30 protein-coding genes and 1 riboswitch are annotated in these 23,783 nt (G+C 71.5%); of the genes, 20 read left to right on the top strand and 10 right to left on the bottom strand.

Features of this window, described 5'->3' with window-relative positions; genetic code table 11:
• Window positions 1–9: 9 nt before the first annotated feature.
• Window positions 10–195, bottom strand: a riboswitch (cobalamin riboswitch).
• A gap of 78 nt (window positions 196–273) precedes the next feature.
• Window positions 274–480 carry a hypothetical protein gene (locus ACWDRW_RS10730; protein WP_451722001.1) on the bottom strand — a complete coding sequence of 69 codons (207 nt, stop codon included), beginning with the start codon at window positions 478–480 and terminating at the stop codon, window positions 274–276.
• 174 nt (window positions 481–654) lie between these two features.
• Window positions 655–1,560, bottom strand: a complete 906-nt coding sequence (locus tag ACWDRW_RS10725; RefSeq protein WP_451721999.1) for a LysR family transcriptional regulator — start codon at window positions 1,558–1,560, stop codon at window positions 655–657.
• A 72-nt stretch (window positions 1,561–1,632) separates the two neighbouring features.
• Between ACWDRW_RS10725 and ACWDRW_RS10720 the strand changes: the two genes are divergently transcribed.
• The 7 genes from ACWDRW_RS10720 to ACWDRW_RS10690 all read left to right on the top strand — a co-directional run bounded on the left by ACWDRW_RS10720 (window position 1,633) and on the right by ACWDRW_RS10690 (window position 5,613).
• The gene (locus ACWDRW_RS10720) at window positions 1,633–2,025 is read left to right on the top strand and encodes a RidA family protein (protein ID WP_451721997.1); all 393 of its coding nucleotides are present in this window, start codon (window positions 1,633–1,635) and stop codon (window positions 2,023–2,025) included.
• A 33-nt stretch (window positions 2,026–2,058) separates the two neighbouring features.
• Window positions 2,059–3,408: an MATE family efflux transporter gene (locus ACWDRW_RS10715; protein ID WP_451721995.1), complete on the top strand. Its 1,350-nt coding sequence runs from the start codon at window positions 2,059–2,061 to the stop codon at window positions 3,406–3,408.
• 280 nt (window positions 3,409–3,688) lie between these two features.
• Window positions 3,689–3,853, top strand: coding sequence for a 50S ribosomal protein L33 (gene rpmG, locus ACWDRW_RS10710; RefSeq protein ID WP_451721994.1), 165 nt, complete (start codon window positions 3,689–3,691; stop codon window positions 3,851–3,853).
• Between the two features lie 50 nt (window positions 3,854–3,903).
• The gene (locus tag ACWDRW_RS10705) at window positions 3,904–4,161 is read left to right on the top strand and encodes a type B 50S ribosomal protein L31 (RefSeq protein ID WP_451721992.1); all 258 of its coding nucleotides are present in this window, start codon (window positions 3,904–3,906) and stop codon (window positions 4,159–4,161) included.
• A gap of 48 nt (window positions 4,162–4,209) precedes the next feature.
• A complete protein-coding gene (ykgO, locus tag ACWDRW_RS10700; protein WP_055619862.1) occupies window positions 4,210–4,332 on the top strand; it encodes a type B 50S ribosomal protein L36 in 123 nt (40 codons plus the stop codon).
• A gap of 526 nt (window positions 4,333–4,858) precedes the next feature.
• On the top strand, window positions 4,859–5,194 hold the full coding sequence (locus ACWDRW_RS10695) for a hypothetical protein (protein ID WP_451721991.1): 336 nt from the start codon (window positions 4,859–4,861) through the stop codon (window positions 5,192–5,194).
• Window positions 5,191–5,613 (top strand): MerR family transcriptional regulator, encoded by a 423-nt coding sequence (locus ACWDRW_RS10690; protein WP_451721990.1) that lies wholly within the window; start codon window positions 5,191–5,193, stop codon window positions 5,611–5,613. Before ACWDRW_RS10695 ends, ACWDRW_RS10690 begins: the two co-directional genes overlap by 4 nt.
• Window positions 5,614–5,717: 104 nt before the next feature.
• On the opposite strand, the gene ACWDRW_RS10685 is transcribed toward ACWDRW_RS10690, so the two are convergent.
• Window positions 5,718–6,437, bottom strand: coding sequence for a TioE family transcriptional regulator (locus tag ACWDRW_RS10685; protein WP_451721988.1), 720 nt, complete (start codon window positions 6,435–6,437; stop codon window positions 5,718–5,720).
• 58 nt (window positions 6,438–6,495) lie between these two features.
• Between ACWDRW_RS10685 and ACWDRW_RS10680 the strand changes: the two genes are divergently transcribed.
• The gene (locus tag ACWDRW_RS10680) at window positions 6,496–7,704 is read left to right on the top strand and encodes an erythromycin esterase family protein (RefSeq protein ID WP_451721987.1); all 1,209 of its coding nucleotides are present in this window, start codon (window positions 6,496–6,498) and stop codon (window positions 7,702–7,704) included.
• A 154-nt stretch (window positions 7,705–7,858) separates the two neighbouring features.
• Window positions 7,859–8,302, top strand: coding sequence for a GNAT family N-acetyltransferase (locus ACWDRW_RS10675; protein WP_451722142.1), 444 nt, complete (start codon window positions 7,859–7,861; stop codon window positions 8,300–8,302).
• Between the two features lie 3 nt (window positions 8,303–8,305).
• On the opposite strand, the gene ACWDRW_RS10670 is transcribed toward ACWDRW_RS10675, so the two are convergent.
• Window positions 8,306–8,818, bottom strand: coding sequence for a MarR family winged helix-turn-helix transcriptional regulator (locus ACWDRW_RS10670; RefSeq protein ID WP_451721985.1), 513 nt, complete (start codon window positions 8,816–8,818; stop codon window positions 8,306–8,308).
• Between the two features lie 40 nt (window positions 8,819–8,858).
• Between ACWDRW_RS10670 and ACWDRW_RS10665 the strand changes: the two genes are divergently transcribed.
• Both ACWDRW_RS10665 and ACWDRW_RS10660 read left to right on the top strand, forming a co-directional pair.
• Complete coding sequence (locus ACWDRW_RS10665) at window positions 8,859–9,782, top strand: EamA family transporter (RefSeq protein ID WP_451721983.1); 924 nt, start codon at window positions 8,859–8,861, stop codon at window positions 9,780–9,782.
• Between the two features lie 42 nt (window positions 9,783–9,824).
• On the top strand, window positions 9,825–10,373 hold the full coding sequence (locus ACWDRW_RS10660; RefSeq protein WP_451721982.1) for a DUF6817 domain-containing protein: 549 nt from the start codon (window positions 9,825–9,827) through the stop codon (window positions 10,371–10,373).
• A 178-nt stretch (window positions 10,374–10,551) separates the two neighbouring features.
• Here the strand turns inward: ACWDRW_RS10660 and ACWDRW_RS10655 are convergent, their stop codons facing one another.
• On the bottom strand, window positions 10,552–10,788 hold the full coding sequence (locus ACWDRW_RS10655; protein WP_451721981.1) for a hypothetical protein: 237 nt from the start codon (window positions 10,786–10,788) through the stop codon (window positions 10,552–10,554).
• 133 nt (window positions 10,789–10,921) lie between these two features.
• Between ACWDRW_RS10655 and ACWDRW_RS10650 the strand changes: the two genes are divergently transcribed.
• From ACWDRW_RS10650 to ACWDRW_RS10640, 3 genes are all read left to right on the top strand, one after another.
• Complete coding sequence (locus ACWDRW_RS10650; protein ID WP_451721979.1) at window positions 10,922–11,986, top strand: peptidoglycan recognition protein family protein; 1,065 nt, start codon at window positions 10,922–10,924, stop codon at window positions 11,984–11,986.
• Window positions 11,987–12,130: 144 nt separating this feature from the next.
• Window positions 12,131–13,465, top strand: a complete 1,335-nt coding sequence (locus ACWDRW_RS10645; RefSeq protein ID WP_451721978.1) for a phosphatase PAP2 family protein — start codon at window positions 12,131–12,133, stop codon at window positions 13,463–13,465.
• A 177-nt stretch (window positions 13,466–13,642) separates the two neighbouring features.
• Window positions 13,643–14,755 carry an ABC transporter substrate-binding protein gene (locus ACWDRW_RS10640; RefSeq protein ID WP_451721977.1) on the top strand — a complete coding sequence of 371 codons (1,113 nt, stop codon included), beginning with the start codon at window positions 13,643–13,645 and terminating at the stop codon, window positions 14,753–14,755.
• Window positions 14,756–14,757: 2 nt separating this feature from the next.
• Here the strand turns inward: ACWDRW_RS10640 and ACWDRW_RS10635 are convergent, their stop codons facing one another.
• Window positions 14,758–15,957 (bottom strand): glycoside hydrolase family 64 protein, encoded by a 1,200-nt coding sequence (locus ACWDRW_RS10635; RefSeq protein ID WP_451721975.1) that lies wholly within the window; start codon window positions 15,955–15,957, stop codon window positions 14,758–14,760.
• Between the two features lie 316 nt (window positions 15,958–16,273).
• Here ACWDRW_RS10635 and ACWDRW_RS10630 point away from each other — a divergent pair, with 316 nt between their 5' ends.
• Complete coding sequence (locus tag ACWDRW_RS10630; RefSeq protein ID WP_451721973.1) at window positions 16,274–17,899, top strand: phospholipase D family protein; 1,626 nt, start codon at window positions 16,274–16,276, stop codon at window positions 17,897–17,899.
• Window positions 17,900–17,971: 72 nt separating this feature from the next.
• Here ACWDRW_RS10630 and ACWDRW_RS10625 read toward each other — a convergent pair whose 3' ends face one another.
• On the bottom strand, window positions 17,972–18,214 hold the full coding sequence (locus tag ACWDRW_RS10625) for a DUF5133 domain-containing protein (RefSeq protein WP_451721972.1): 243 nt from the start codon (window positions 18,212–18,214) through the stop codon (window positions 17,972–17,974).
• Window positions 18,215–18,555: 341 nt separating this feature from the next.
• Between ACWDRW_RS10625 and ACWDRW_RS10620 the strand changes: the two genes are divergently transcribed.
• The 5 genes from ACWDRW_RS10620 (at window position 18,556) to ACWDRW_RS10600 (ending at window position 21,407) form a co-directional block, all read left to right on the top strand.
• Window positions 18,556–18,861, top strand: coding sequence for a hypothetical protein (locus ACWDRW_RS10620; RefSeq protein WP_451721970.1), 306 nt, complete (start codon window positions 18,556–18,558; stop codon window positions 18,859–18,861).
• Window positions 18,862–18,923: 62 nt separating this feature from the next.
• Window positions 18,924–19,997, top strand: coding sequence for a YihY/virulence factor BrkB family protein (locus ACWDRW_RS10615; protein WP_451721968.1), 1,074 nt, complete (start codon window positions 18,924–18,926; stop codon window positions 19,995–19,997).
• Between the two features lie 118 nt (window positions 19,998–20,115).
• A complete protein-coding gene (locus ACWDRW_RS10610) occupies window positions 20,116–20,580 on the top strand; it encodes an SRPBCC family protein (RefSeq protein ID WP_451721967.1) in 465 nt (154 codons plus the stop codon).
• Window positions 20,577–20,915: an ArsR/SmtB family transcription factor gene (locus ACWDRW_RS10605; protein ID WP_451721966.1), complete on the top strand. Its 339-nt coding sequence runs from the start codon at window positions 20,577–20,579 to the stop codon at window positions 20,913–20,915. The genes ACWDRW_RS10610 and ACWDRW_RS10605 overlap by 4 nt, the downstream gene beginning before the upstream one ends.
• Before the next feature lie 51 nt (window positions 20,916–20,966).
• Entirely contained in the window at window positions 20,967–21,407 is a 441-nt protein-coding gene (locus tag ACWDRW_RS10600; protein WP_451721965.1) for an SRPBCC family protein, read from the top strand.
• On the opposite strand, the gene ACWDRW_RS10595 is transcribed toward ACWDRW_RS10600, so the two are convergent.
• From ACWDRW_RS10595 to ACWDRW_RS10585, 3 genes are all read right to left on the bottom strand, one after another.
• Window positions 21,391–21,645 carry a hypothetical protein gene (locus ACWDRW_RS10595; protein ID WP_451721964.1) on the bottom strand — a complete coding sequence of 85 codons (255 nt, stop codon included), beginning with the start codon at window positions 21,643–21,645 and terminating at the stop codon, window positions 21,391–21,393. The genes ACWDRW_RS10600 and ACWDRW_RS10595 overlap by 17 nt on opposite strands.
• A 433-nt stretch (window positions 21,646–22,078) precedes the next feature.
• Window positions 22,079–22,741, bottom strand: coding sequence for an ABC transporter ATP-binding protein (locus tag ACWDRW_RS10590; RefSeq protein WP_451721962.1), 663 nt, complete (start codon window positions 22,739–22,741; stop codon window positions 22,079–22,081).
• The gene (locus ACWDRW_RS10585; protein ID WP_451722140.1) at window positions 22,734–23,774 is read right to left on the bottom strand and encodes an oligopeptide/dipeptide ABC transporter ATP-binding protein; all 1,041 of its coding nucleotides are present in this window, start codon (window positions 23,772–23,774) and stop codon (window positions 22,734–22,736) included. Before ACWDRW_RS10585 ends, ACWDRW_RS10590 begins: the two co-directional genes overlap by 8 nt.
• Window positions 23,775–23,783 lie beyond the last annotated feature (9 nt).

Here is a 23,783-nt window from a genome sequence, read left to right as displayed (position 1 = left end):
CACCTCGTGGATGGTTGACGCGCCTTGGCCGGTCTCCTGGCTGACGGGTGACACCGCCCGTGACTCCGCCTTCCCGGGTCCCGAAGGACCCAGTGGCTGCCCGTGAGGGCTGGAGCCGGACTTCCCGATCACAGTGGCGAGGGCCGCACCGGCATTGCACCGGATTTCCCGTTCACCAAGGCGTGGTGACAGTAGTCCGCCCACCGGGCCCATGACAAGCGGAGCCGGGGGGCGCACAGGGGGAGTGAACCGGCTCACGCACCTGCGGTGACGTCAGTCCCAGCGGTAACCGTCCCCGAAGTTGAGCGTGTGCTCCAGGACGTCCTCGAGGGGGTCGTTGATTTCCACGGTGTTGATCACGGACACCAAGGGCGCGTTGTTGGAGACGTGCAGCGGGGGATTGTCGTGGGCGGCGGCGTCACCGGCGGCGAGGACCGTCGCGGTGAGGGCGACGGGGAGGAGGGAGATCCGTGCGCGCATGACTGCTCTCCTTCGAGGTCGGGGTGGCGGCGGGGACGATGTCGAGCTCAGGGTGGCGGGGACGATGTCGAGCTCAGGGTGGCGGCGGGGACGATCGGCAATTACCGCGCGCCGGTCTCGCGAATCCCGGATCCTCGGACGGTTCACCTGGACGGGGCGGGCGTTCGGCGGGCCCTATCGGCTGGACGGCCGCCGACTGACCACTGCGAGCAGTCGTGCGACCAGCGGGTTCTGATCGTCCGTCCGCCAGGCGACGGCGACCCGGGTGCGGGCGGTGTCGGGCTCGATCCGGCGGAACGCGACGCCCTTGAGGCGGATACGGCGGATGCCGGCCGGGGCCACGGAGACGCCGAGGCCGGTCTCCACGAGGGCGCAGACGGTCGCCCATTCCACCGCGTGCTGGGCGATGCGCGGGGTGAACCCCTGTGCCGTGCACAGCCCGATGAGCTGGTCGTACAGCCCGGGCCCGGCGTCACGGGGCAGCAGCACGAACGGTGAGTCCGCCAACTGCGCGAGCCGCACGGTCCGCTGGGCGGCGAGGGGGTGGCCGCTCGGCAGCACGGCGACGAAGGGCTCGGCGACCACCGTCCGGAAGGCAAGCTCCGGCTCGGCGTCGGAGGGTTCGCGCAGCAGGCCGACGTCGATGGTCCGCTCGCGCAGGGCGGCGAGCTGGGGAGCGGTGGTCATCTCGCGGATGTCCAGCCGTACATCGGGGAATTGCTGCCGAAAGTCGCGGATCAGGCTGGGCAGGACGGTCAGCGCCAGGGATGCGGCGAAGCCGAGACGCAGCCGGCCGGCGGTGCCGGCGCCGACGGCCCGGGCGGCGGCGAGCCCGTCGGCGAGGTCGGCCAGGACCCGCCGGGCGGCGGGCAGCAGTTCGTGGCCGGCGGGGGTGAGGGCGACGCGCCCCGGTCCGCGGCGGAACAGCGGGTGGCCGACCTTGTCCTCCAGCCGACGGATCTGCTGGCTCAGCGGCGGCTGCGCGATGCCCAGGCGGGCGGCGGCGTGTCCGAAGTGGAGTTCCTCGGCCAGGACGACGAATGCGTGCAGCTGGGGGAGGGGGAGTTCGGGCCGTTCCATATCTTCAGTGATATCAGCTCATGCGGACGGCCGTATTAGACGTATCGATGCTGGTCACCTAGCGTTCGGCGCATGACAGAGCGACGTGCGATCCTCAGCGGCTCGACCTTCGAGGAGCAGATCGGCTACGCCCGTGCCGTGGTGGACGGCGAGTGGGTGCACGTGTCCGGGACGACCGGGTTCGACTACAGCACCATGTCGATCTCCGACGACGTCGTGGAACAGGCCGAGCAGTGCCTGCGCAACATCGAGTCGGCCCTGACGGAGGCGGGCTGCACCTTCGCCGACGTGGTCCGGGTGCGGTATCTGCTGCCCGAGCGTGCGGACTTCGAGCCGTGCTGGCCGGTGCTGCGGCGCCGTTTCGGTGAGGTGCGGCCGGCGGCGACGATGCTCGTGTGCGGTCTGTCCGACCCGCGCATGAAGATTGAGATCGAGGTGTACGCGCGGAGGTCGACTCCCGGGTAGCAACGGGTGATTCGCCTGGCAGGATGGGCGCATGTGAGCGAACGCAGCGCATTCCTGACCATCGCCAAGACGTCCGCCCCGCTGTACGCGACCATGCTCGCCGCGTCGGCCGGCGCCCTCGTCGACACCGCGCTCCTGGGCCGGTACGCCACCGTGTCCCTGGCCGCGTTCGCCGTGACGATGGCGGCCTTCGGCCCGGCCACGGTCACCGTCGTCGGCGCGCTGCGCGGGGTGATGCCCTTCGTGGCGCCGCACCGTGAGAATCCCGAGGAACTGCTGCCGTTGGTGCGCGGCGGCATGTGGCTGGCGTTCGCCATGGGTGGGCTGGGCGCGGTAGCGGTGGCGATGGTGCCCCTGTTCGGTGCGGTGTTCGGAGTGCCGAGCGCTGTCCTCTCGCACCTGGGTGCCCTGCCCTGGCTGCTGGCGGCCGGCGTCGTGGTGATCGCGGTCGGCGCGTCGGCGACGTCAGTGCTGGTCGGCCTCGGACAGTCCGCCCAGGTCATGCGGGCGGGGCTGTGGGGGACGGCGGTGTCGGTGACCCTGTCGGTCCTGCTGGTCGGTGGCCCTGGCCCCCTGCCGAGCCATGGTCTCAACGGCGCGGGCCTGGCGATGCTCGCCTCCAGCCTGGTCGGCGCTTGCCTCAACCAGTACGCCCTGCGCCGCCGCACGGTCCTGGCGGGCCGCTCCCTCCGGCCCGGCCGCCCCGATCCGCGCCAGGTGCTGAAGCTGGCCCGCGTGGGCATCCCGCTCGCGGGGACCGTGCTGATGAAGTTCGCGGTGCTCGGTGTCCTGACCTTCGCCGCGGCCCGGACGGGCACCGACAGCGCGGCCGTGCACGGGGTTGCCGAGTCCCTGGTGAACGTCGTGTTCACGGTGGCGGTGGCGGTCGGTCAGGCCACGGTTCCGCTGATCGCCGGGTACGCGCAGGAGTGTGACATCGAGCGGATCCGGCGCAGTGTGTGGGCGGGGCTCCGGGTGGCGCTGTGCGCGGTGGTGGTGCTCTGCGCCGGCCTGTGGCTCCTGCGCGGCCCGGTCGTGGACCTGTTCACGAAGGACCCCGCGCTCGGGCAGGAGGTCAGGCACCTGCTGCCGCTGGTCCTGGCGGTGGTGGTCAGTGACGCCCTGCAGGCGGTGGCGGGCTTCGGTCTGGTCGGGCTCAAGCGGACAGGGCCCGGCCTGGTGTCCACGGCCGTGTGGTTCGGGATCCTCGCGGCCCTGGCGGTCCCGGTGGCCGACGCGGCCGGGCTGACAGGCCTGTGGGCGGCCCTGGCCTGCGCGAATCTTCTCCAGGCGGCTACGAAGCTGATGTCGTTCCACCGGCACACGGCCCGGATCGGGGCGGGCGCCCGGCCCCCGGCCGCGGCGGCCGCGGACCGCCCTTGAGTTGCCCCGCCCCTGAGGTGCTGTATAGTCGATCTTGAGCTGGTCGCCGGGAATCCGGTGTCCGGTTTCGCGTTGGTGGTCCAAGGAAAGACGCCCCGCTTCCTGCGGGGAGATGCAGGTGCAAGGCCTGCCCGGCGCTCCAGTGAACGGCCCGCCCCGAACAGGGGCGGGCCGTTCGTGTTTTTCGGCGGTGGGAATGCGACAGGGGGTCCCTGTGTTGAGACTCCTGTCTGGCATGTTCGAGTCAACCGACTCGCATGGCGGCGGAAGGGAGTCTTCCATGGCACGCAGCAACGCCCGTCCCGTGGTGAAGCTGAAGTCGACGGCCGGTACCGGTGTCACCTACGTGACCCGCAAGAGCCGTACCAACAACCCCGACCGGCTGGTCCTGCGCAAGTACGACCCGGTCGCCGGCGCTCACGTCCTCTTCCGCGAGGAACGCTGACGCCCGCCTCCCGCCGTCCGGCGGTGGAGGCCGACACGAAAGGACACCCCATGCAGCGCGGCATCCATCCCGTCTCCCGCCCGGTCGTCTTCCGCGACCGCGCCTCCGGATTCACTCTGCTGACCACGTCCACCCTCGACTCGCGGCACACGGTCGAGTGGGAGGACGGAAACACCTACCCGCTGGTCGACGTCGAGATCTCCTCGGCGAGCCACCCGTTCTACACCGGCACCTCACGCGTGGTGGACACCGCGGGACGCGTGGAGCGCTTCGAGCGGCGCTACGGCCGCTCGGCCGCGCGCGGCTGACCGCCCACCCCGTGCCGCGTCGTCGCGACGCGTCGAGAGGAGACCGTGATGAAGGTACGCAAGTCGTTGCGCTCGCTTAAGGCCAGGCCCGGCGCCCAGGTGGTGCGCCGGAGAGGCGTGACGTTCGTGATCAACAAGAAGGAGCCGCGCTTCAAGGCCCGGCAGGGCTGAGCAGTCGGCAGGCGCGCCCGGTACCCGTGATCATCGCGGGTGCCGGGCGCGGCGTGGGTCAGGCGTCCAGGCGTCGCCTTGGCGGCGCAGGTACGTGCTGCGGCTCTGATCCTGGTAGTTCGTCCATGGTCCGGTCGCGCGCCCGCCGCCCGGGCAGGCGACGGTCTGGGCGGTTCACACGCGGGTTTCAAGTCCGCTGCGGCGAGGGAACCGGCTCGCGTGCCCGGCCCGCCAGGGCGCGGCGGCGGGTGTGAGCGGGGCGGTTCCGGGCGGGAGTGGGGTGGCCGGCCTGGTGAACAGGGCGGTCAGGTCCGGGAGCAGGGCCTCGCCTGCTGCGGGCGCGCAGTCCGCCGGCCCGGCCGCGTATGCAGGGGCCGCCGCGGCGAGGCGGGTTCGGGCGGGCGTGCCAGGACAGGAGCGCGCGAGCCACGGCGGGCGGCGCCCAGCCTTGCAACCGGTACCCAGGTACAGGTTTACCGTCGAAGGTGTCCCGGGTTGCCGGGGCGGGAGGACGGGAGTGAGGGCGATGACGGATCGGGCGTGGGTGCCGGCGTCCTGCACGCTGCCGACCGAGGAGCGGCCGCTGCGGGTCGCGGAGTGGGACGCGCTGTTCGCCGAGCGGCTCATGTCGCTCTCCCGGCACGGGTCGCTGCGGCTGCGCTTCGAGCTGGCCGGTGGGGCGGGGGTTCAGGACGCGGTGCGTGATCTGGTGGAGCGTGAGGTCGGCTGCTGCTCGTTCTTCGCCTTCGAGGTCGACGCGGGCGCGGACCGGATCTGGCTGGACGTCTCCGTGGATCCGGCGCACGAGAGGGTCCTGGAGGCCATCGCCGTACGGGCGGGCGCGGGCGGTGAGGCGCAGTGAGCGAGGGGCTGCGCAGCGGGCAGGTCGCCGAGGCGGCGGGGGTGAACGTGCAGACGCTGCGCTACTACGAGCGGCGCGGATTGCTGGCCGAGCCGGAGCGCAGCAACGGCGGTCACCGGCTGTACGGCGACGAAGCGGTGACGGTGCTGCGGGTCATCAAGGCCGCCCAGCGGCTCGGGTTCACGCTGGACGAGGTCGCCGAGCTGCTGGAGGCCGGCCGCCACCGCCATGGTCGTGCCGTGGCGGGGTTGCAGGACCGTGCCGCGGCCAAGCTCGCCGAGGTCGACGCGAAGATCGCCGACCTGACCACCATCCGGACGGCACTGGTCGCGGCCGTCGACGCGGGTTGCGACGACCTGACGGTCTGCGCCTCGACGGACGGTTGCCCCATTCCGTTCACGGGTCTCGCGGAGGGGTAGCGCCACGCCGGGCGCTGCTGCTCATATCGGTGAACGGGATGGCGGGAGGCCGAAGGATCGGAGGGGGCGGGGGGCGTCCCTGGCCTCGCCTTGCGTCCGGTGTCTCATCCGCGTACGCGAAGATACGCCTCCAGCTCGGCGGCGCCGGTCAGCATCGCTCGGCCTCGGGTGTGCAGCCGTCCGTGCCAGTCGCGCAGGGCGGCCTGGAGGGGGTCGAGGCCGCCGGCCGCTCGGACCTGGGCGATGAGCGGGGCGATCCGCTCCAGCGGGTAGCCGCCTCGCCGGAGCTGGTGGGCCAGTCGGGCGTCCCGTACGGCGGCCTCGTCGTAGACCCTGTAGCCGGTCTGAGGGTCGCGGCGGGGGTGCACAAGGTCGGCGGTCTCCCATTTGCGCAGGGTCGCGGGGCGGATGCCGAGTTTGGCGGCCAGCGGGCCGATGAAAGTGCCGCCGGGTTCGGATCCCCCGTCCGCAACCGGCTCCAGGTCGCGCAGGGCGTTCTCCACCGCGCTGAGGGTCCGTCGGTCGTCGAGGAGCTGGGCGTGGCTCTCGTCGATGAGGCGGAACGCCTCCTCGGTCGCGCCCTCGTTCACCGCCCGCATGATCGCTGTCGCCGTCTGATGGCCGTGGCCGGGGAGCAGGGCGAGGAACGTGCGAAGGGCCGCCGCGTGCAGCCTGGTGTACGTGCGGTAGCCGTGGGCCGTGCGAGCGGCGGCCGGAAGGATGCCGGATTCCTCGTAGTTCCGGACCGCCTGGGTGGACAGGCCGTGCTCGCGCGCCAGATCAACCGGCCTCAGCCGCTCGCGGGTTTGAAGGTTTCGCCCCATCCAACCGACGATATCGCGGAAAAGTTTCCACCGAAGGTTCAACGATAGCGTTGAAGGCATGGCGACTGACATCAAGGACAAGGCCCATCCCGTCGACGCCGGCTCCGTGCGAGCGCTGCTCGCCGCGCGTCCCCGTTTGCTCGCCCTGGGCGAGCCCGCCCACGGCCGGGAGACACTGCTCGAACTGCGCAACGACCTCTTCCGGCAACTCGTCGAGGAGGAGGGGTACTGGACGATCGCCATCGAGAGCGACTGCCTGCGAGGCCAGGTCGTGGACGACTACGTCACCTCGGGCACCGGCACCCTCGGCGAGGCCATGACGCACGGCTTCAGCCACGAGTGGGGCGCCTTCCCCGGCAACCGCGAACTCGTGCGCTGGATGCGCGCCTACAACGTCCGCGCCGACAGCGAGGGCCGGCCCGGCGCGGACCGGCTGCGCTTCGCCGGTTTCGACGGCCCCCTGGAGATCACCGCGGCCGAGAGCCCTCGCCAGGCGCTCACCGCACTCCACACCTACCTCGCGGGCCACGTCGAGGCGGACCTGCTGCCCTGCACCGCGGACATGCTCGACCGCCTGCTCGGCACCGACGACCGCTGGACCGACCCGGCCGCGATGACGGACCCGGCCCAATCGGTGGGGCAGTCAGCCGAGGCGCGTCAACTGCGGCTGATCGCCGACGAATTGACGGCACTGCTCGACCAGCGCACACCGCACCTGCTCGCTGAGGACACGCGCGAGGCCTGGGACCGGGCGCGTCTGCACGGTCGTACCGCCGTCGGTCTGTTGCGCTACCACCACGGTATGGCCGACACCTCACCGGCCCGGATGACCCGGCTGCTGAGCGTGCGTGACCAGTTGATGGCGCACAACCTCCTCGCCCTCGCCGAGCGCGGCCCGACGCTCGTCCACGCCCACAACTCCCATCTCCAACGCGCGCGGAGCAGCATGCGGATGTGGGAGGGGGTGGTGCAGTGGTGGAGCGCCGGGGCGCTGGTGAGCGCCCGACTCGGCGAGGAGTACGCCTTCTTGGCGACAGCGCTCGGCACCATCCGGCACCAGGGGGTCGACACCCCGCCGCCGGACACCCTCGAAGGGCTGCTCTACGAGATCCCGGAGGGCCAATACATCCTCAGTGCCCCGCAGTTGGCCTCCATCATCACCAACCGGCCGACCGAGCCTCGGGCTTCCTCCTGGTTCGGCTACGCCCCGCTGGCACCCGCCCACTTGGCGGACATCGAGGGTGTGGTGTTCGTGAGGGACGTGTGACGGCGTGGCGCTGGAGGCGTCGGGCGGCGCTCTCGACGAGACTGAGCCGCATGGACCATCTGCCGCGCCTCGGCCGCCCGCTGGACGCCCTGCCGCTCTCCGTATTCGTCTCCCGGTCCGACGGATCCCGGTGAACCGGCGCAGCGAGGCGACCATGGCCGACTGGGACATACGCCAGGCGTCGACGGCGGACGTGGAGGCGGTGGCGGAACTGCGTGCGGTGGTGCTGCGGACCGATCTCGAACGCCTTGGGCGCTACGACGATCAGCGGGTGCGGCAGCGGCTGCGGGAGGGGTTCGACCCGGCCCATACCTGGGTGATCGAGGTCGATGGCGTGTTCGCCGGCTGCGTGGCGCTGCGGCCGGCGGACGACGCGTACTGGCTGGAGCACTTCTATCTGGACCCGCGGTTGCAGGGGGGGGGGATTGGCACGGGTGTGCTGCGCGAGCTGCTGGAGCGCTGTGACCTGGGCGGGAACCTCGTCCGGCTGAACGTGATCCAGGGCAGCCCGGCGCGGCGGCTGTACGAGCGGCACGGCTTCACCGTCGAGTCCGAGGACGCGGTCGACGTGTTCATGGTGCGCGTGCCCCTCAGGTGAGCGTCAGGGCTGCGGCGGGTCCATGCGGTGGAGCCATGTCGTGAGCAGTGCTTCGAGCGTCTCGGCCTCCGCCGGCGTCAGCCGGTCGAGCAGGAGGCGCTCGTTGCGCATGTGGTCGGTGAAGGCCTGGTCGATCAGTTCCCGTCCGGCGCGGGTGAGGGCGACGATACGGGCGCGCTGGTCGTCGTCGGAGCGGCGACGGGTGACGAGTCCGGCGCGCTCCAGGCGGTCGATCCGCTTGGTCATCGCGCCCGTGGTGACCATGGTGTGCGCGGCGAGTTCACCCGGTGCCCGCTCGTAGGGCTCACCGGCGCGGCGCAGGGCGCACAGCACGTCGAACTCGCCCTCGCTGAGGCCGTAGTGGCTGTACACGCGGCGGAGTTCCTCACCGAGACGGTCGGCCAGTCGGTGGAGTCGGCCGATCACTCCCTGCGGGGAGACGTCGAGGTCAGGCCGCTCGCGGCGCCACTCGTCCTGAATGCGGGCCACGCGGTCCAGTGGGTGGGGGGTGTCCATGGCAACCAGCATAGCTTCCAAGGAAGCTATATTTGCTTCCATGGAAGCTAATGTGCGCTGGGCGGCGGTGACCGCGGTCGCGCCGGTCGCATGGGGTGCCAACTACTTCGTCACGCACGAGTACCTCCCCGCCGACCGCCCCCTGTACGGGGCGGCGCTGCGCGCGCTGCCCGCGGGCCTGGTGCTGCTGGCTCTGTGCCGGCAGTGGCCGCGCGGCGCCTGGTGGTGGCGGTCCGCGGTGCTGGGGCTGCTCAACGTGAGCGTGTTCTTCGTCCTCGTCTACGCCGCTTCCCAGCTGCTGCCGACGAGCGTCGCCTCGACCGTCATGGCGGTGGCCCCGCTGACGATGATGCTCATGGCCTGGCCCCTGGTCTCCGAGCGTCCGCAGGTCCGGCACCTGGCCGGAGCCGTGATCGGACTCGCCGGGGTGTGTCTGATGCTGCTCGCCGGGGCGGGAGGGGCCAGGGTGCCGGGAGTGCTCGCCTCGGCGGCCGCCGTCCTCGTGTCGTCTTTCGGCCACATCCTGTCCAAGCGGTGGAGCGCGGATGCCGACGTCCTCGCCTCGACGGCCTGGCAGCTCACCGCCGGAACCCTGTTCCTGCTGCCGTGCGCGGCGGCCGTGGAGGGGGCGCCGCCCGAGCTCTCCGCGTCGGCGCTGCTCGCGTTCGGCTATGTCTCCCTCGTCGCCACCGCGCTGGCCTTCGCCGCCTGGTTCACGGGGTTGCGGCATCTGCCCGCCGCGACCGTGGGTCTGCTCGGACTGCTGAACCCGGTCACGGGGGTGCTGCTCGGCACCGTGGTCGCCGGGGAGGTGCTCAGTGGCCGGCAACTGGGCGGTCTGGCCCTGGTCCTGGCCGGAGTCGTCCTCGGGCGGCCGACGCGTGCGGGACGACGCCGTACCGTCAACGTCCGTGCTCCTGCCGGGAGTTCCGGCATTGACCGGGATCGCTCCCACTCGCGATGATCGCGGAAAGGTGCCGACCCGAGCGACGGAAGGATCCCGCCCGTGACTGCTTCCGACAGTGTTTCCGGTCCGGCCCTCGCACTCCTGCGCGATCTCGGGGCCGCCGGGATCACGCACCCGGGCGGGACTCTCCTCGCGCACCTCCAGCGCGTCCGAGAGCAACTCGCCGCATGGGGCGCACGCCCGGCCCTCCAGCTCGCCGGTCTGTGCCACGCGTGCTACGGAACGGACGGTTTTCCCACCGCGTTACTGCCCCTGGAGCGCCGCACCGAACTCACGGCGGCGATCGGTGCCGAGGCCGAGGCCATCGTGCATCTCTACGCCTCCTGTGACCGCGGGGCCACCTATCCCGCACTCACGGAGGGCGGCGCGGTCTTCCACGACCGGTTCACCGGCCGCAGTTGGACGCCCGAGCCGCAGCAGTGCCGGGACTTCGCCGAGCTGTCCGCCGCCAACGAACTCGACCTCGTCCGCGTCGCTCCCGACCTCCGGGAGAAGTGGGGAGCGGAACTTCTCGCCCTGTTCACCCGCTTCCGCCCGCTGCTCAGTGAACCGGCGTGGTCGGCCTGGGCCGCTGTGCGCGTTTGGTGACCTCCCCCGAGTGCTAGTGCCGCGTCAGGCAACGTTCGCCCCGTCGCGACGCCCGGCACGCACTCTCGCCGCACCGGGCACAAGCGCAAGTACATCCAGTACGAGGGCTTGCACCCGGCACGTCGAGAGCACGCACCGGACGCCGCTCCTTGACGGGCAAACGTTGCCTGACGCGGCCCTAGGAGGACGGCTCGGAAGGCGTCCCTTCCTCGCTCACCAGCTCGTCCAGTCGCGCCCGCAGTCCTCGTACGGCCGCCAGCCCCAAGTCGTTGCCCCACCCGCCCTTCAGTTCCGCCCGTTCCGCGCCCTCCGCGGCGCCGGTGAGGACGGACAGCAGCAGGCCTGTCCACTGCTTCTCGGTGAGGTAGTCGGGCTTGGCGAACGGGTCGGGTGTGGAGGGGTTCTCCTGCTGCATGCTCGCTCCTCGTCTGCGCCGGACCGGTGGCCCGGACCGGCCCACCCGATCCTGCCAGGGTGATCGGTGTGGCGTACGGCAGGCCTGGTGGGGGCAAGAGGTCTTTCGCGATGAACAGATCGGAGGACCGACCGTGGCCGAACCGCTCACCGCCGACCGGCTGGTCGCCGTACTGCGTGGCGAGGGATGCGCCGTCCGCGAGGTCAGCGGCTGGCGCACCAACAACCGTAACCACAAGGGCCCGTGGGGTCCGGTGAACGGAGTGATGGTCCACCACACCGTCACCGGTCCCGGGACCGATGTGGTCAGCCTGATCTATCACGGCCACAGCGCCCTGCCCGGCCCGCTGGCCACCGGTTGCATCACCAAGGACGGCACGATCCACCTCACCGGCAACGGGCGCGCCAACCACGCCGGCGGCGGAGACCCCGATGTGCTGGCCGCCGTGGTGAACGAGTCCTACGGTGACCGCCCGCCGCCCACGCACGAGCACGACGGCAGCCCCGGCTCGGTGGACGGCAACGCCCGCTTCTACGGATGGGAGTGCGAGAACGAGGGCGACGGGCGGGATCCGTGGCCGCGCGTTCAGTACGTCGCCATGGTCAAGGCCACCGCCGGGATCTGCCGTGCGCACGGCTGGGGCGCGAGGAGCGCCATCGGCCACCTGGAGTGGTCGGACTGGAAGCCCGACCCCCGCGGCTTCGACATGAAGGACTTCCGCCACGATCTCGCCGCATGCCTGGATCTCCCGGCCGGCGTGTGGGAAGGAGACGACGATCCCATGCCCCAGTACGTCAACCTCGGCATCGCGGAGCCCTACGAGCTGGTGCCCGGTATCTGGGACTCGGTCGAGCTCACCGCCGAGTGGACCGACGAGACCGGCGACCACGCCACCGGCGGCAGCGTCTTCGCCCGCGGCCCGGCGCGCTTCACCGGATCGGTGAGCCTGCGCCTGGACGGCCTTCCCGTCGGCTCTGTCGTCCAGGCCCGCATGTCCGAGTACGAGGGCACGGAGCCGCGCACCGACCATCCCGTCCACGAGATCGTCGCGACCGGTGGCGACACCTTCGCGGTCGTGCCGCTCACGAAGCGACTCGGGAGCGGCCGGAGCATGCGTCTGCGGCTGCTCAATCAGTCCGATGTGCCGGTCACCGTGACCAGCGCGGTCCTGACGGTGCTGGTCTGGAAGGAGAACTGAGGCCCGTCACCGCACACCCGCGTGCACCGCAAGGCAACCCTGACGGTAATCTAATCGTCTTTTCATGTCGGGCGAGTTAAGCCTGCCCTGAATTGCGGTCAACGTCTAGTGAAGTGGCGCAAATTGAGACAAATAACGCGACGGATGGCGATAGGGGCCGTAGCGGCCGTCGTGACCCTGGGATTCCTGTTCGCGCTGGAATTCGCCGCCCGTCACTACGGCACACCGGGACCGATCACCAATCAGGTGCGAGAGGTGATTTTCCCGCCCAAGTCGGGCGGACTGCTGTACGCCGGTATGGCGTTGATGATGGTGGTGCTCACCTGGCGGCAACGCCTGATCGCCCTGGGCACCGCCATCGGAATCGACGCGGCCTTCTGGTTGGTTCGGTGGGCGGCCGACGTCAAGGTGACCGAAGGGCATCCCTTCGGCAACGGCGCCCTGTGGGTCACCCTCGGCGTCGCCGTCATCGCCCTCACCCGCCGCACCGGTCGCGAACGCGTCCTGCTGCTGAAGGGCGTCGGCCTCGCCCTGCTGCTGATAGCCGGCCGCAAGACCGGCGACACCTGGCTGCTGATCACTTCCAAGACCCTGCCCGACGTGCTCGACCCCTACGTGGCGGCCGCCGACCACGCGCTCGGCAACCCGTCCTGGCTCGTCGGCAAGGTCGTCGACGCCAGCGGACCGATCGGCTTCAACGTCCTCGATTTCGTCTACGGCCAGCTCCCGGTCGCCGCGGTCGTCGTCGCTCTCTACCAGCTGCGCCACGTGGCCCTCGAGCGCCGCTTCCCGACCCACCACCTGGTGCGCACCTTCCTGGTCATAGGCCTCCTCGGGCCCGCCATCTACATGATCTTCCCGGTGGTCGGACCGATCTTCGCGTACGGCACCGGAGCCGAGCACTGGGCGGACGTCAGCCTGTGGGCGCCGGACATGCCGCCCAGCGCGCCGTGGGCCGTGGCCGAGCTGTGGCCCCACACCCCGCCACCGCTCACCGTCCCGCACCCCATCCCCTTCGACGAGATCACCCCGCGCAACTGCATGCCCAGCCTCCACACGGCCTGGGCCACCGCGATCTTCATCCACTCCCGCAAGGGCCCGCGACTGCTGCGCTACGCCGGCACCTTCTGGCTGATCGCCACGCTCGCCGCGACGCTGGGATTCGGCTACCACTACGGCGCCGACCTCGTCGCGGGCGTCGTCTTCACCGTCACCATCGAGGCGGCCCTGCGCGCGTACGACCGAGGCTGGGATCGCTCCGGGGTCCGGCTGACCGCGTACGGCACCACGGTCTTCGCCGCGATGCTGCTCTCGTACCGCTTCCTGCCGATGGAGATGGCCCGGTACGCATGGGTGGCCGGACCCCTGCTCCTGCTGGCGATGGCCTCGGTCGTCTACGGCTACGTCCGCACCACCGCCCAGTGGGATCCCCGGCCCACACTGCCGCGGCGTCCGGAACCGCAGCCCGAACTGGTCTGACCCTCCCGTCGGCGCCGGCGGGGATGCCCGGCGTCGAGCCGGGGGAGTGCGGCCCCGCGCCCGCATAATCGCTTGCCTGCCGGCGCTGCGGCGGATGCAATGTCCGCCATGATCACCCAGGTGTGCCCGCCGCGGTGCGACGGGCGGACCGCGACCGCTTCGGCATAGGGGAGACGCATGGACACGCCACTGTCGCGACCGGGAGCGGGACGCACCGACGGGCCGGCGGTCCGGATCGGAGCCTTGGCGCCACTGACCCGGCCCGGCTGGGTCGAGGCGGGCCGGCACTTGGTCGCCGGGCTGGAGTTGGCAGCCCGCGAGGTCAACGAGGGCGGGGGGATCGCCGGGCGGCCGCTTGAGCTCGTGGTCCGGGACACGGCCGCCGATCCCCAGCGGGCCGAGGCGGCCGTGGAGGAGCTGGCGGGGCTCGGCGTGGCCGCCGTGGTGGGGGAGTATCACAGCGTCGTCGCCCGGGCCGCCGCCGCCAGGGCCGACGCCCTCGGCGTGCCCTTCCTGTGCTCGTCGGCGGTGCTCGACGCGCTGACCGAACAGCCGACGGAATGGGTCGCGCGCCTGTCCCCGCCGCAGTCCCGCGGCTGGCGGGTCTACGCGGACTTCCTCCTCGGCGCGGGCCATCGCCGTATCGCCGTGGCGACCCAGCCGAGCGTCTACTGGGCGGCCGGTACCGGCATCCTGCGGGACCACCTCGCCGAACACGGCGGAACCCTCGTCGAACTCGACATGAACGCGCTGACGCCGACGGCCGTGTGCGACGAACTCGCCGCCCAGCGCGCGACGGCCCTGCTCCTCTTGGTCGGCCACCCGGAACCCGCCGTACCCCTCGTCACGGAAGTCCGCCGCGACCAGCGCCTCGCCGGGACGTTGATCGGCGCTCCCGCCGGGCAGCCGGAGTTCGGCCAGTGGGCGGCGCTGCTGGGCGACGACGGCGCCGCGGTCCCGTTCCTGCGCTACCTGCCCGAGCGTCTGACCCCGCTCGGTGAACGGGTCGCGAAGCACCTGCGCGAGCGGCTGCCGCACGCGCCCTCCTTCGTCGCCTTCGAGGGCTACGACGCGATCGCGGTACTCGCCGACGTGCTGCGCTCCGGCGGCCTGGACCGGCAGCGGACCGCGCAGTCCTGGCCGCGCGTCGAGGTGGAGGGGACCCGGGGCCGGATCAGGTTCGGCCGTACCCCGGGCATCAGTGTCTGGCAGTGGTCCGCACCGCCCATTCAGGTCGTGGACCGCGATCCCGCGGAACCCGACCGCTTCCGGGTCCTGCACACCGGCTGAGGTCAGCTGAGCGGATCCAGGGTCAGGTAGGCCTGCCGCGGGTTGCCGTCGTGGACGAGGGACTCATGGTGGCCCACGTCGTCGAAGGCGAAGGCGTACGCCTTGCCGTCGGCCATCTGCGCGTGGATGACCCGCGCGTAGTGATTGGTCACCGCGTCCTGGTAGAAGTTCGCGGACGAGGCGTCCGGCTGGTTGGGGTTCGTCAGCAGGGTGGAGCGGTTGAAGCCCGCGCACAGGGTGCGCGAAATGGGGCCGCGCACGGCGTCATTGGGCGCGTCGAGGAGCTTGTGGCAGCGGAGGATGCTGTCCGCGTCGGGCTTCTGGAAGGTGGTGACGATCGCGCCGGAAGCGTTGGTGAAGTTCATGACGTTGCCGGAGACGCGGCCGTAGTACCTGGTGCCGGGCTGGTCGGCGAACGGGGTGACCGTGAGCGTCGTGGTGGCGTACTTCTGCCAGACGCGGTTGACGTAGTCGTTCAGGACCGTCGCCGGGAGCGCGCCGGTCTCCAGCCCGTGGCCGGGGGACAGGGCCCTCAGTACGGTGCCGTCGGGCCGGCTCTGGATCAGGTTGCCCCAGCCGCCGGACTGCGCGCGCAGACCGGCGTAGACCGCGTTGTAGCCACCGGCCTTGAGGCGTCCGGTGGTCACCGTCGTGCCGTCACCGCGCTGGACGCCGACCGCGTACGGCACGGAGAACATGTCGACCTGGGTGCTGTTGAGCCACAGGCCGCTGTCGTTGAGGGTGTACTCGGACCAGTTGAAGAGGATGTTGCGGTTGGGGTCGCTGGGGTTCTGCACGGCGGGCTGGACCAGGCCGCCGGTGGTCAGGCGGAAGTCGAGTTTCTGGCCGTAGGAGAAGTAGATGCGGCCGGAGAACTTGGGGATGCGGATCGTGATGGTCTGTCCCGGGCCGGGTCCGGCGATGGACGCGTCCGGTGCGGGGGTGGGCGGGTTGCCGCCGGCGGGCCAGGCGTGGAAGGTGCCGCCCGCGTCGGCCCAGCCCTGCCGGCCGGTCGTGAGAGAGGTGCCGAGGTTGTAGACGTACACCGGTTCGCCGCGGCCGGTGCTGTTCTTGATCTGCAGCGGGATGGTGGCGGGCACGGCGGCCTGCGCGGGGGAGGGTGTCGCCCATGTGAGGAGCGCGCCGAGGAGGGCGACGGCCGCGGCGAGGGCGGTGAGGGGGTGCTTGAGTCTGTGGAGCATGTTCGGACCTCCGGGGGAGGGGGAGTGGGGGTTGGTCCGTACCTGCCTTTGAGAGCGCTCTCAGCGTTGCGCCGGGATGACGGCTTGTCAACGAGTGGCGAGGGCTGGGTTGTTGAGGTACGGGTGCGGTGTGGTTCGGGACGCCGGTCGACGGCCGCGGCCGACGCGGCCCCTGAGTCGCCCGTCGCCGCGCCGCGCTGAACGTCCGCTACGGCGGAATGCGCGGCGCACGCCCGATGACCTGGGCGCGATGTCCGGCGGCCCTTACCACCCGAGAACCGGGGTACTCGGGCGGTGGATGGAGGAGATCTGGGCTGTGGAACTCGACGCATGGATGCTGACCGCCGAGGAGCGCGGCAACGATGCCACCCGTCTGGACCGTCGGCGGCCGGAGGGTGTGGCGTGGTCGCGCGGGAACGCCGTGCGACCCCTGGTGCACGGCGCGACCTACTTCGCGGAGCTGCTCCGCGCCATCCGAGCGCAGCGCGCCGGTGACCTGCTCTTCTTCACCGACTGGCGGGGTGACCCAGACGAACGCCTCGACGGCCCGGGAAGCGAGATCGGTGCCGTGCTGCGCGAGGCGGCCGAGCGCGGGGTGATCGTCAAAGGCCTGGTCTGGCGCTCTCACCTGGACCGATTCCAATTCAGCGAGGCCGAGAACCGCCACCTGGGCGACGCGATCGAAGCGGGTGGCGGCGAGTTCCTGCTCGACATGCGGGTACGCCCGGGCGGCTCGCACCACCAGAAGTTCGTCGTCCTGCGCCATCCCGGCCGTCCCGAGCTGGACCTCGCGTTCCTGGGCGGCATCGACCTCTGCCACAACCGGAACGACGACGCGACCCACCTCGGCGACCCCCAGCCCCTGCGGATCGCCGCCGCGTACGGACCGCGTCCGCCCTGGCACGACCTCCAGCTCGCGATCCGCGGGCCCGCCGTCGGTGACATCGAGGCCTGCTTCCGCGAACGCTGGGAGGATCCCGCGCCGCTGACCCGCAGCCCGCTCGTCCGGCTGCGCGAACTCGTCCACGGTGAGGACACCCGTGCCGACCCGCTGCCACCCCAGGCACCGGACCCCGACCCCCGCGGCACAGCCGCCGTCCAGGTCCTGCGCACCTACCCGAACCGGCTGCTGCGCGGCTACGCCTTCGCCCCGGACGGCGAGCGCAGCATCGCCCTCGGTTACCGCAAGGCGCTGCGCCGGGCGCGGGCCCTGATCTACCTGGAGGACCAGTACCTGTGGTCCCCGCGCGTGGTCCAGTGTTTCGCCGAGGCCCTGAGCGCCCATCCCGACCTGCGTCTGATCGCGGTCGTCCCCGCGTTTCCCGAGCAGGACGGCCGCCTCACCCTGCCGATGAACGTGGTCGGCCGCGTCGCCGCCCTGGACCGGCTGCGGCAGGCCGGAGGCGAACGCGTCGGGGTGTACGCGCTGGAAAACCACGTCGGCACGCCGGTGTACGTCCACGCCAAGGTGTGCGTGATCGACGACGTATGGGCCTCGGTCGGATCGGACAACATCAACCTGCGCTCGTGGACCCACGACTCCGAGATCGCCTGCGCCGTCCTGGACGAGTCCGAGGATCCGCGAGAGCCCCGGGACCCCGGCGGCCTCGGGGACGGCGCCCGCCGTTTCGCCAGGAACCTGCGCCTGCAGTTGTCGCGCGAGCACCTGGACATCGAGGACGCGGACGGACGGCAGGACCTGACCGGCCCCGACGAGCTCTGCGACCCCGCACGCGCCTTCGACGCCTTCGCGAAGAGCGCCGCCGCCCTGGACGCCTGGCACGCCGACGGTCGCCGGGGCCCCCGACCGCCGGGCCGCCTGCGCGCCTACCGCTCGCCGAGCCTCTCCCGTACGGCGATGACGCTCAGCAAGCCTCTGCACCGGCTTCTCGTCGACCCGGACGGCAGGACCTTCATGCTGCGGCGCCGCAATGACTTCTGACGGCCCGACGAAGCGCCGTTCATGCCGCGAGAGGGCCCCCACAGAGGGGGCCCTCGCGACGTCGGTGCGGTGTCAGTGGCTCGCGGCGGGTGCCGTGAGGACGGAGTCGTCCTCGGGGCGGGCGCCGGGGAGTTGGTGGCGTGCGGCTATGAGCGCCGCGTCGATGTCCCGGGTGCCTGTCGTCACACAGAGCGTGTAGGCGAGGTCGGTCATCCGCTGACGTGCCTGCGGGCTGCCGTCCTCGGCGTGGAGGATGCGCAGCGTCTCGTACTGCTCGAGCAGGTTCTTCAGCACGGCGGGGTGGGCCATCAGCACGGCAAGCCTCCAGGTGGTCGCTGTTCACCACGTATGCAAGAACGTGTGTGCCCCGTCATCCGGCCCGCATGCCTCCCATTTTCGGCATCGAGCGCGGCTCGGTGGGCCAGGGGTCTGGGCCCGGGTACTCCCGCCCGACCCGTCGTGCGGTCCCGATGTCAGTGGCGTGGTCCAGAATGCGGCTCGGTAAGATCAACACCCGCCCGAACGGGGTACGCGGTGTCCATTCCTCCGTCCGGAAGGCCATGCCGATGCCGCTCACCCAGCACCTGCCCCCGTCGCCCGCACCAGTGGCAGCCGCCGAGACGCACCCCGCTCGCGCATACCGCCCGAGACGGCCCGTGACCCGGCTGACCGCACCGGCGGCCGAAGTGCTGCGCATTGTCGCCGACCCCCGCACCCCGGTCTTCCTCACCGCTCTCACGGGTGGGCGACCGCGGTACGGCTACTGGCGGCCGGCCGACCATACCGGGGGTGCGGGCGGCTGCTTCGTGGCCCTGCCGACGGAGGTGTGCGAGGACCTGCGCTCCACCGGCCGCATCACGCTGGGCACGCCCGTGTCCGACCCGGGGAAGACCACCTACCGGGTCAGCGAGTCCCTGAAGAAGGCGGAGGAGAAGGGGCGCGCGCGGAGCTGGGCGGCCTGAGGCGGCCCAGTCCTCGTGACCGCTCTGCATTGAACCGGCCACATGCGGTTACCCGGGGTCGTATGGCGAAGCTGCATCTCCCGGGTCGTAAGCAACACACCCACGCTGGCAAGGAATCTGGTGAGCGGATCCCGTCACCTGAGGAGGCGGGGCCTGAGCCGCAGGTCGAGGAGGCGGCGCCGGAGTCGCCCTCGAAGCTGCCCAAGCGCGCCTGGGGTGCGGTGCTCAAGGGCAGCCTGAAGGAGTTCCAGGACGACGAACTCACCGACCGGGCGGCGGCGTTGACCTACTACGGGGTGCTGGCCCTGTTCCCCGCCCTGCTGGTTCTGGTGTCCCTGCTGGGCGTCGCCGGCGAGTCGGCGACCGACAAGGTGCTGGAGAACCTGCGGGAGCTGACCCCCGGCTCCGCGCGGGACATCATCACCCGGGCCGTGGAGCAGCTGCAGAACAACGCCGGAACCGGATCGGTGATGGCCCTGCTCGGCATCGCGCTCGCGGTCTGGTCGGCCTCCGGATACGTGGCCGCCTTCATCCGCAGCGCGAACGCGGTCTACGACATGCCGGAGGGCCGCCCGGTGTGGAAGATCCTCCCGGTGCGCGTGGCGGTCACGGTGGTGCTCATGGTGCTGGCGGTGGCGAGCGCCCTGATCGTGGTCTTCACCGGCGCCCTGGCCCGGCAGGCCGGGCAGGCCCTCGGTATCGGGGACACGGCGCTGACGGTGTGGTCGATCGCGAAGTGGCCCGTGCTGGTGGTGCTGGTCACCCTGATGATCGCGATCCTCTACTGGGCGACCCCGAACGCCAAGGTCAAGGGATTCCGGTGGATCACCCCGGGGAGCGTCCTCGCCCTGGTGATCTGGCTGGTCGCCTCGGCCGGCTTCGCGTTCTACGTCGCGAACTTCGCGTCGTACAACAAGACCTACGGCACGATGGCCGGCGTCATCGTGTTCCTCGTGTGGCTGTGGATCAGCAACCTGGCCATCCTGCTCGGCCTGGAATTCGACGCCGAGACCGTGCGCCAGCGTGCCATCGCCGGAGGGCACCCGCCGGAGGCGGAGCCGTACACGCAGCCCCGGGACACGCGGAAGTGGGACGAGGAGGACGTCCGCCGTCTCGACGAGACCCCACCCCAGTGACCGGTCCCCGCCGCTGAACGGTTCCCCGGTCCGCGATCGAGCAACCATTGGTTGCGTATCGACGCGGACCGGTCTACCGTTGTGCGCAACCGATGGTTGCGAGTGGCTGGAGAACGGCATGGAGTACGGCAGCATCGAGCGGGAGATCCACATCGACGCCACCCCCGAGGTGGTCTACGAGGTCGTCAGCAAGCCCGAGCACCTGCGGGAATGGTGGCCGGACGAGGCGGACCTCGCACCGGCCCCGGGAGCGACCGGGACGATCACCTTCGGTGACAAGGGCACCGCGGAGGCGACGGTCGTACCGCTCACGGTGATCGAGGCCGACCCGCCGCGCCGGTTCTCCTTCCGGTGGGTGTACGACGAGGACCAGGCCGCCGCGCCGGGCAACTCACTGCTCGTGACCTTCGACCTGGTTCCGGCCGGCGCGGGCACCCTGCTGCGCTTCACCGAGAGCGGGTTCAGGGAGAAGGGCTGGGAGGCGGCCGTACTCGAAGAGCAGTACCGCGAGCACGTCACCGGCTGGGACCACTTCCTGCCGCGGCTCGTCGGGTACGTGGCCCGGCTGGTGTCGACGCCGTGAGCGTCACCGTCGACGACGAACTCTGGTCGGCGGTGGGGGATCCCACCCGGCGACGGATGCTCGACCTGCTGCTGAGCGACGGCGGTGGCACGGCGACCACGTTGAGCGGGCAGCTCCCGGTGTCCCGGCAGGCGGTCGCCAAACACCTCGGCGTGCTCCAGCGCGTCGGCCTGGTGCACCCCACGCCGTCCGGACGTGAGCGCCGCTACGAGGTGGACGAGTCCCAACTGGCCCGCGCCGTCGCCCAGTTGTCGGCGGTCGGGGCGACCTGGGACGCCCGGCTGCAGCGCATCAAGCGGATCGCCGAGGCGATCCAGCGAGGCCAGGAGGACTGACCTCGTACCGAGAGCGTCGCCACGAGCGGCGCTGGAGAAGGAGACAGCGAGATGGTGGACATCCTGCACAGGATCGGAGTCGTGTCGCCCCCCGGCGATGTCTACGCCGCCTTGACGACCGTCGAGGGACTGGCGGGCTGGTGGACGCAGGACACCGACGGCGACAGCGGGATCGGCGGAGTGATCCAATTCCGCTTCGAGCCCGGCGGGTTCGACATGAAGGTGCTGGAGGCCGAGCCGGGCGAGCGCGTGGTCTGGGAGGTCGTCGACGGCCCCGAGGAGTGGATCGGCACCCGGGTCCGGTTCGAGCTGAAACAGGAGGGCGAGTTCACGATCGTCCTGTTCAGCCACGAAGGCTGGAAGGAGCCGGTCGAGTTCATGCACCACTGCTCCACGAAGTGGGCGACCTTCCTCATGAGCCTCAAGAAGCTCGTCGAAACCGGCAAGGGCGAGCCCGCACCGCACGACGTGCGGATCAGCAACTGGCACTGAGACAGGTAGGTGCCGGATCGCCGTCGACCGGTCCGGCGGTGCTCGGCGGGACCGCCGCCCAGCCCATCGACACGAGCAGCGCCGCCACGGCCACGCCGCTGCAGATCGCGGCGGACAGGTCTCCCACGGCGGGGACGGCGGTGCTGCTCTTCTTCGTGTGGTGATACACCACACCGCCCACGGCCACCGACACCATGAGGATCAACAGCACGCCGGGCGTGACCGGGAGCATGGTCATCCGAGGCTCGGCCTCCCCGGCGCGCGCCATGGACGTCGACGTGGTACCGCATCCGCAGTGTCAGACATGGGCTCTTCCTGCTGTCGCCAGGGGAGTTGGAGGACCCGTGAGCCCTGCGCAGGCGACGCTACTCGCCGAGCCCGACGCTGTCTACCTGCCCCTCTCGCGCGTCCGTGGCCACGAGCCGGATGACCGGTCCGTCGACCACGGGTCGGCGGCGTTCGGGTGAGCGTGGACGTGGTCGCCGCGGCCGTGGGCTTCCGGCTTCTTCCATGGCCGCACGCGGCGCGCGCCGACGCTGTGCGCGTCCTTTCTCGTGAAGTGGCGCTGTGCGCCCGTGACATGGCCGTGGCTGCCACGTCGGTCGCAGCCGCAGGCGACGGTGTCGAGGCCTGATTCGGACCGTGGGCGTGCCGCCGGAGCAGAGGTCCGCTCAGCGTTGCGCGCGCAGCGTGTCCCAGTGCATCGTGCGGTCGCACCAGCGGGTCAGGAGGGTCTGGTCGTGGCCTACGGCCAGGAGGCCGGCGCCCGAGCCGCGGCGGTAGTCCTCGACGGCCGCGACCAGGGCGGCGGTGGTGGAGGCGTCGAGCATGGCGGTCATCTCGTCGCAGATCAGCCAGCGCGGGCGCAGGACCAGGGCGCGGGCGAGACACGCGCGTTGGAGCTGACCGTCACTGACCTCGTGGGGGCGCCTCCCCAGCAGATCCGGCGTCAGGCCGACGGCGGACGCGAGTTCGGCGACCCGGTCGGGCACCTCGTCGCGGCGGCCGGTGGCGCGCAGGGGTTCGGCGATGAGGTCGCTGAGCGTCAGGCGAGGGTCCGCGGAGAGTCTCGGTTGCTGGAAGACGACGCCGACGGCGGTGCGTTGCTCGCGTGGTGCGCGGTGGCGCCAATGACGTACCGGCGTCCCGTCGAGGATCACGGTGCCGGAGTCCGGCCGGTGCAGGAGTGCGGCGACGCGGGCGAGGGTGGACTTGCCGCAGCCGCTGGGGCCGAGCAGGCCGACGGCTTCGCCCGGTTCGATCGTGAGGGAGGCGTCCCGGACGACGGGGGTCTGGCGGTCGTAGCCGGCGGTGATGGCGCGCAGGTCAAGCACGGGCGTCCTCCGGGACGTGCGGGTGGTGACAGGCGACCGCGTCCGTCATCCGGGGCAGCGTGGCGCAGGCGTCGGTGGCCCGGTCGCAGCGCGCGGCGAAGGCGCAGCCCGCGGGGAGGTCGCCGAGCTCCGGCGGCAAGCCGGGGATGGGGGTGAAGGCCCGGTCGGGGAGGGCCTGGAGGAGGCCGCGGCTGTAGGGGTGGCGGGGGCCGGGCGTGCCGAAGAAGGCCGCCGCGTCGGTGATTTCGACGATGCGTCCGGCGTACATGACGGCGACGCGGTCGGCGATGCGCTCGGCCGCGGCGAGGTCGTGGGTGATCAGCAGCAGGCCACGGTCGGCGGCGTCGACGTGGCGCCGCAGTTCGTCGACGGTGCGCTCCACGAGGTCCCGGTCGAGTCCGGTGGTGGGTTCGTCGGCGAGCAGCAGGGGTGCGCCGCCCACGAGGGCGAGGGCGGTGGCGGCACGCTGGGCGAGGCCGCCGGACAGCTCGTGCGGATGGCGGTCGAGGTGGTCCGGGGGAAACGCCGTGCGGGCGGCGGCTGCCTCGGCCGCGGCGCGCACGGCGGCGCGACCCCGGGCACCGGTGAGCGCGGCGACCGTCTCCTCCAGATGGGAGCGGACGGTGCGGACGGGTGTCAGGTGGGCGGCCGGGCTCTGCGGTACGAGGCCGATACGGCGGCCCCGTACCGTGCGGGCGAGAGTCCGCTCGTCCGCCGCGAGCAGGTCGAGGCCGGCGAAGCGGGTCGGGTCCGTGGTGTCGAATTCCCCGCTGGTCCGGCCCCCGGCGTCGAGGTCGCCGAGTCGGGCTTGGCGTGTGCCGTCTCGGGCATCCAGGCGTTCCCGGTCCGCGTCGTCGACGTGGCCGAGTCTGGCCTGGCCCGCGGTCTGGGCGTTGGCGGAGAGCAGGCCGAGCAGGGCGGAGGCGAGGACGGACTTGCCGCAGCCGCTCTCGCCGATCAGAGCCAGGCACTCCCCGGCCGCGACGTCGAAATGCGCGTCGGTGACGGCGGCGACGTGACGCCCGCCGGGCATGAGGAAACG

The organism is Streptomyces sp. NPDC003635 (assembly GCF_053587635.1).
This window is presented reverse-complemented; position numbering and strand designations above follow the sequence as displayed.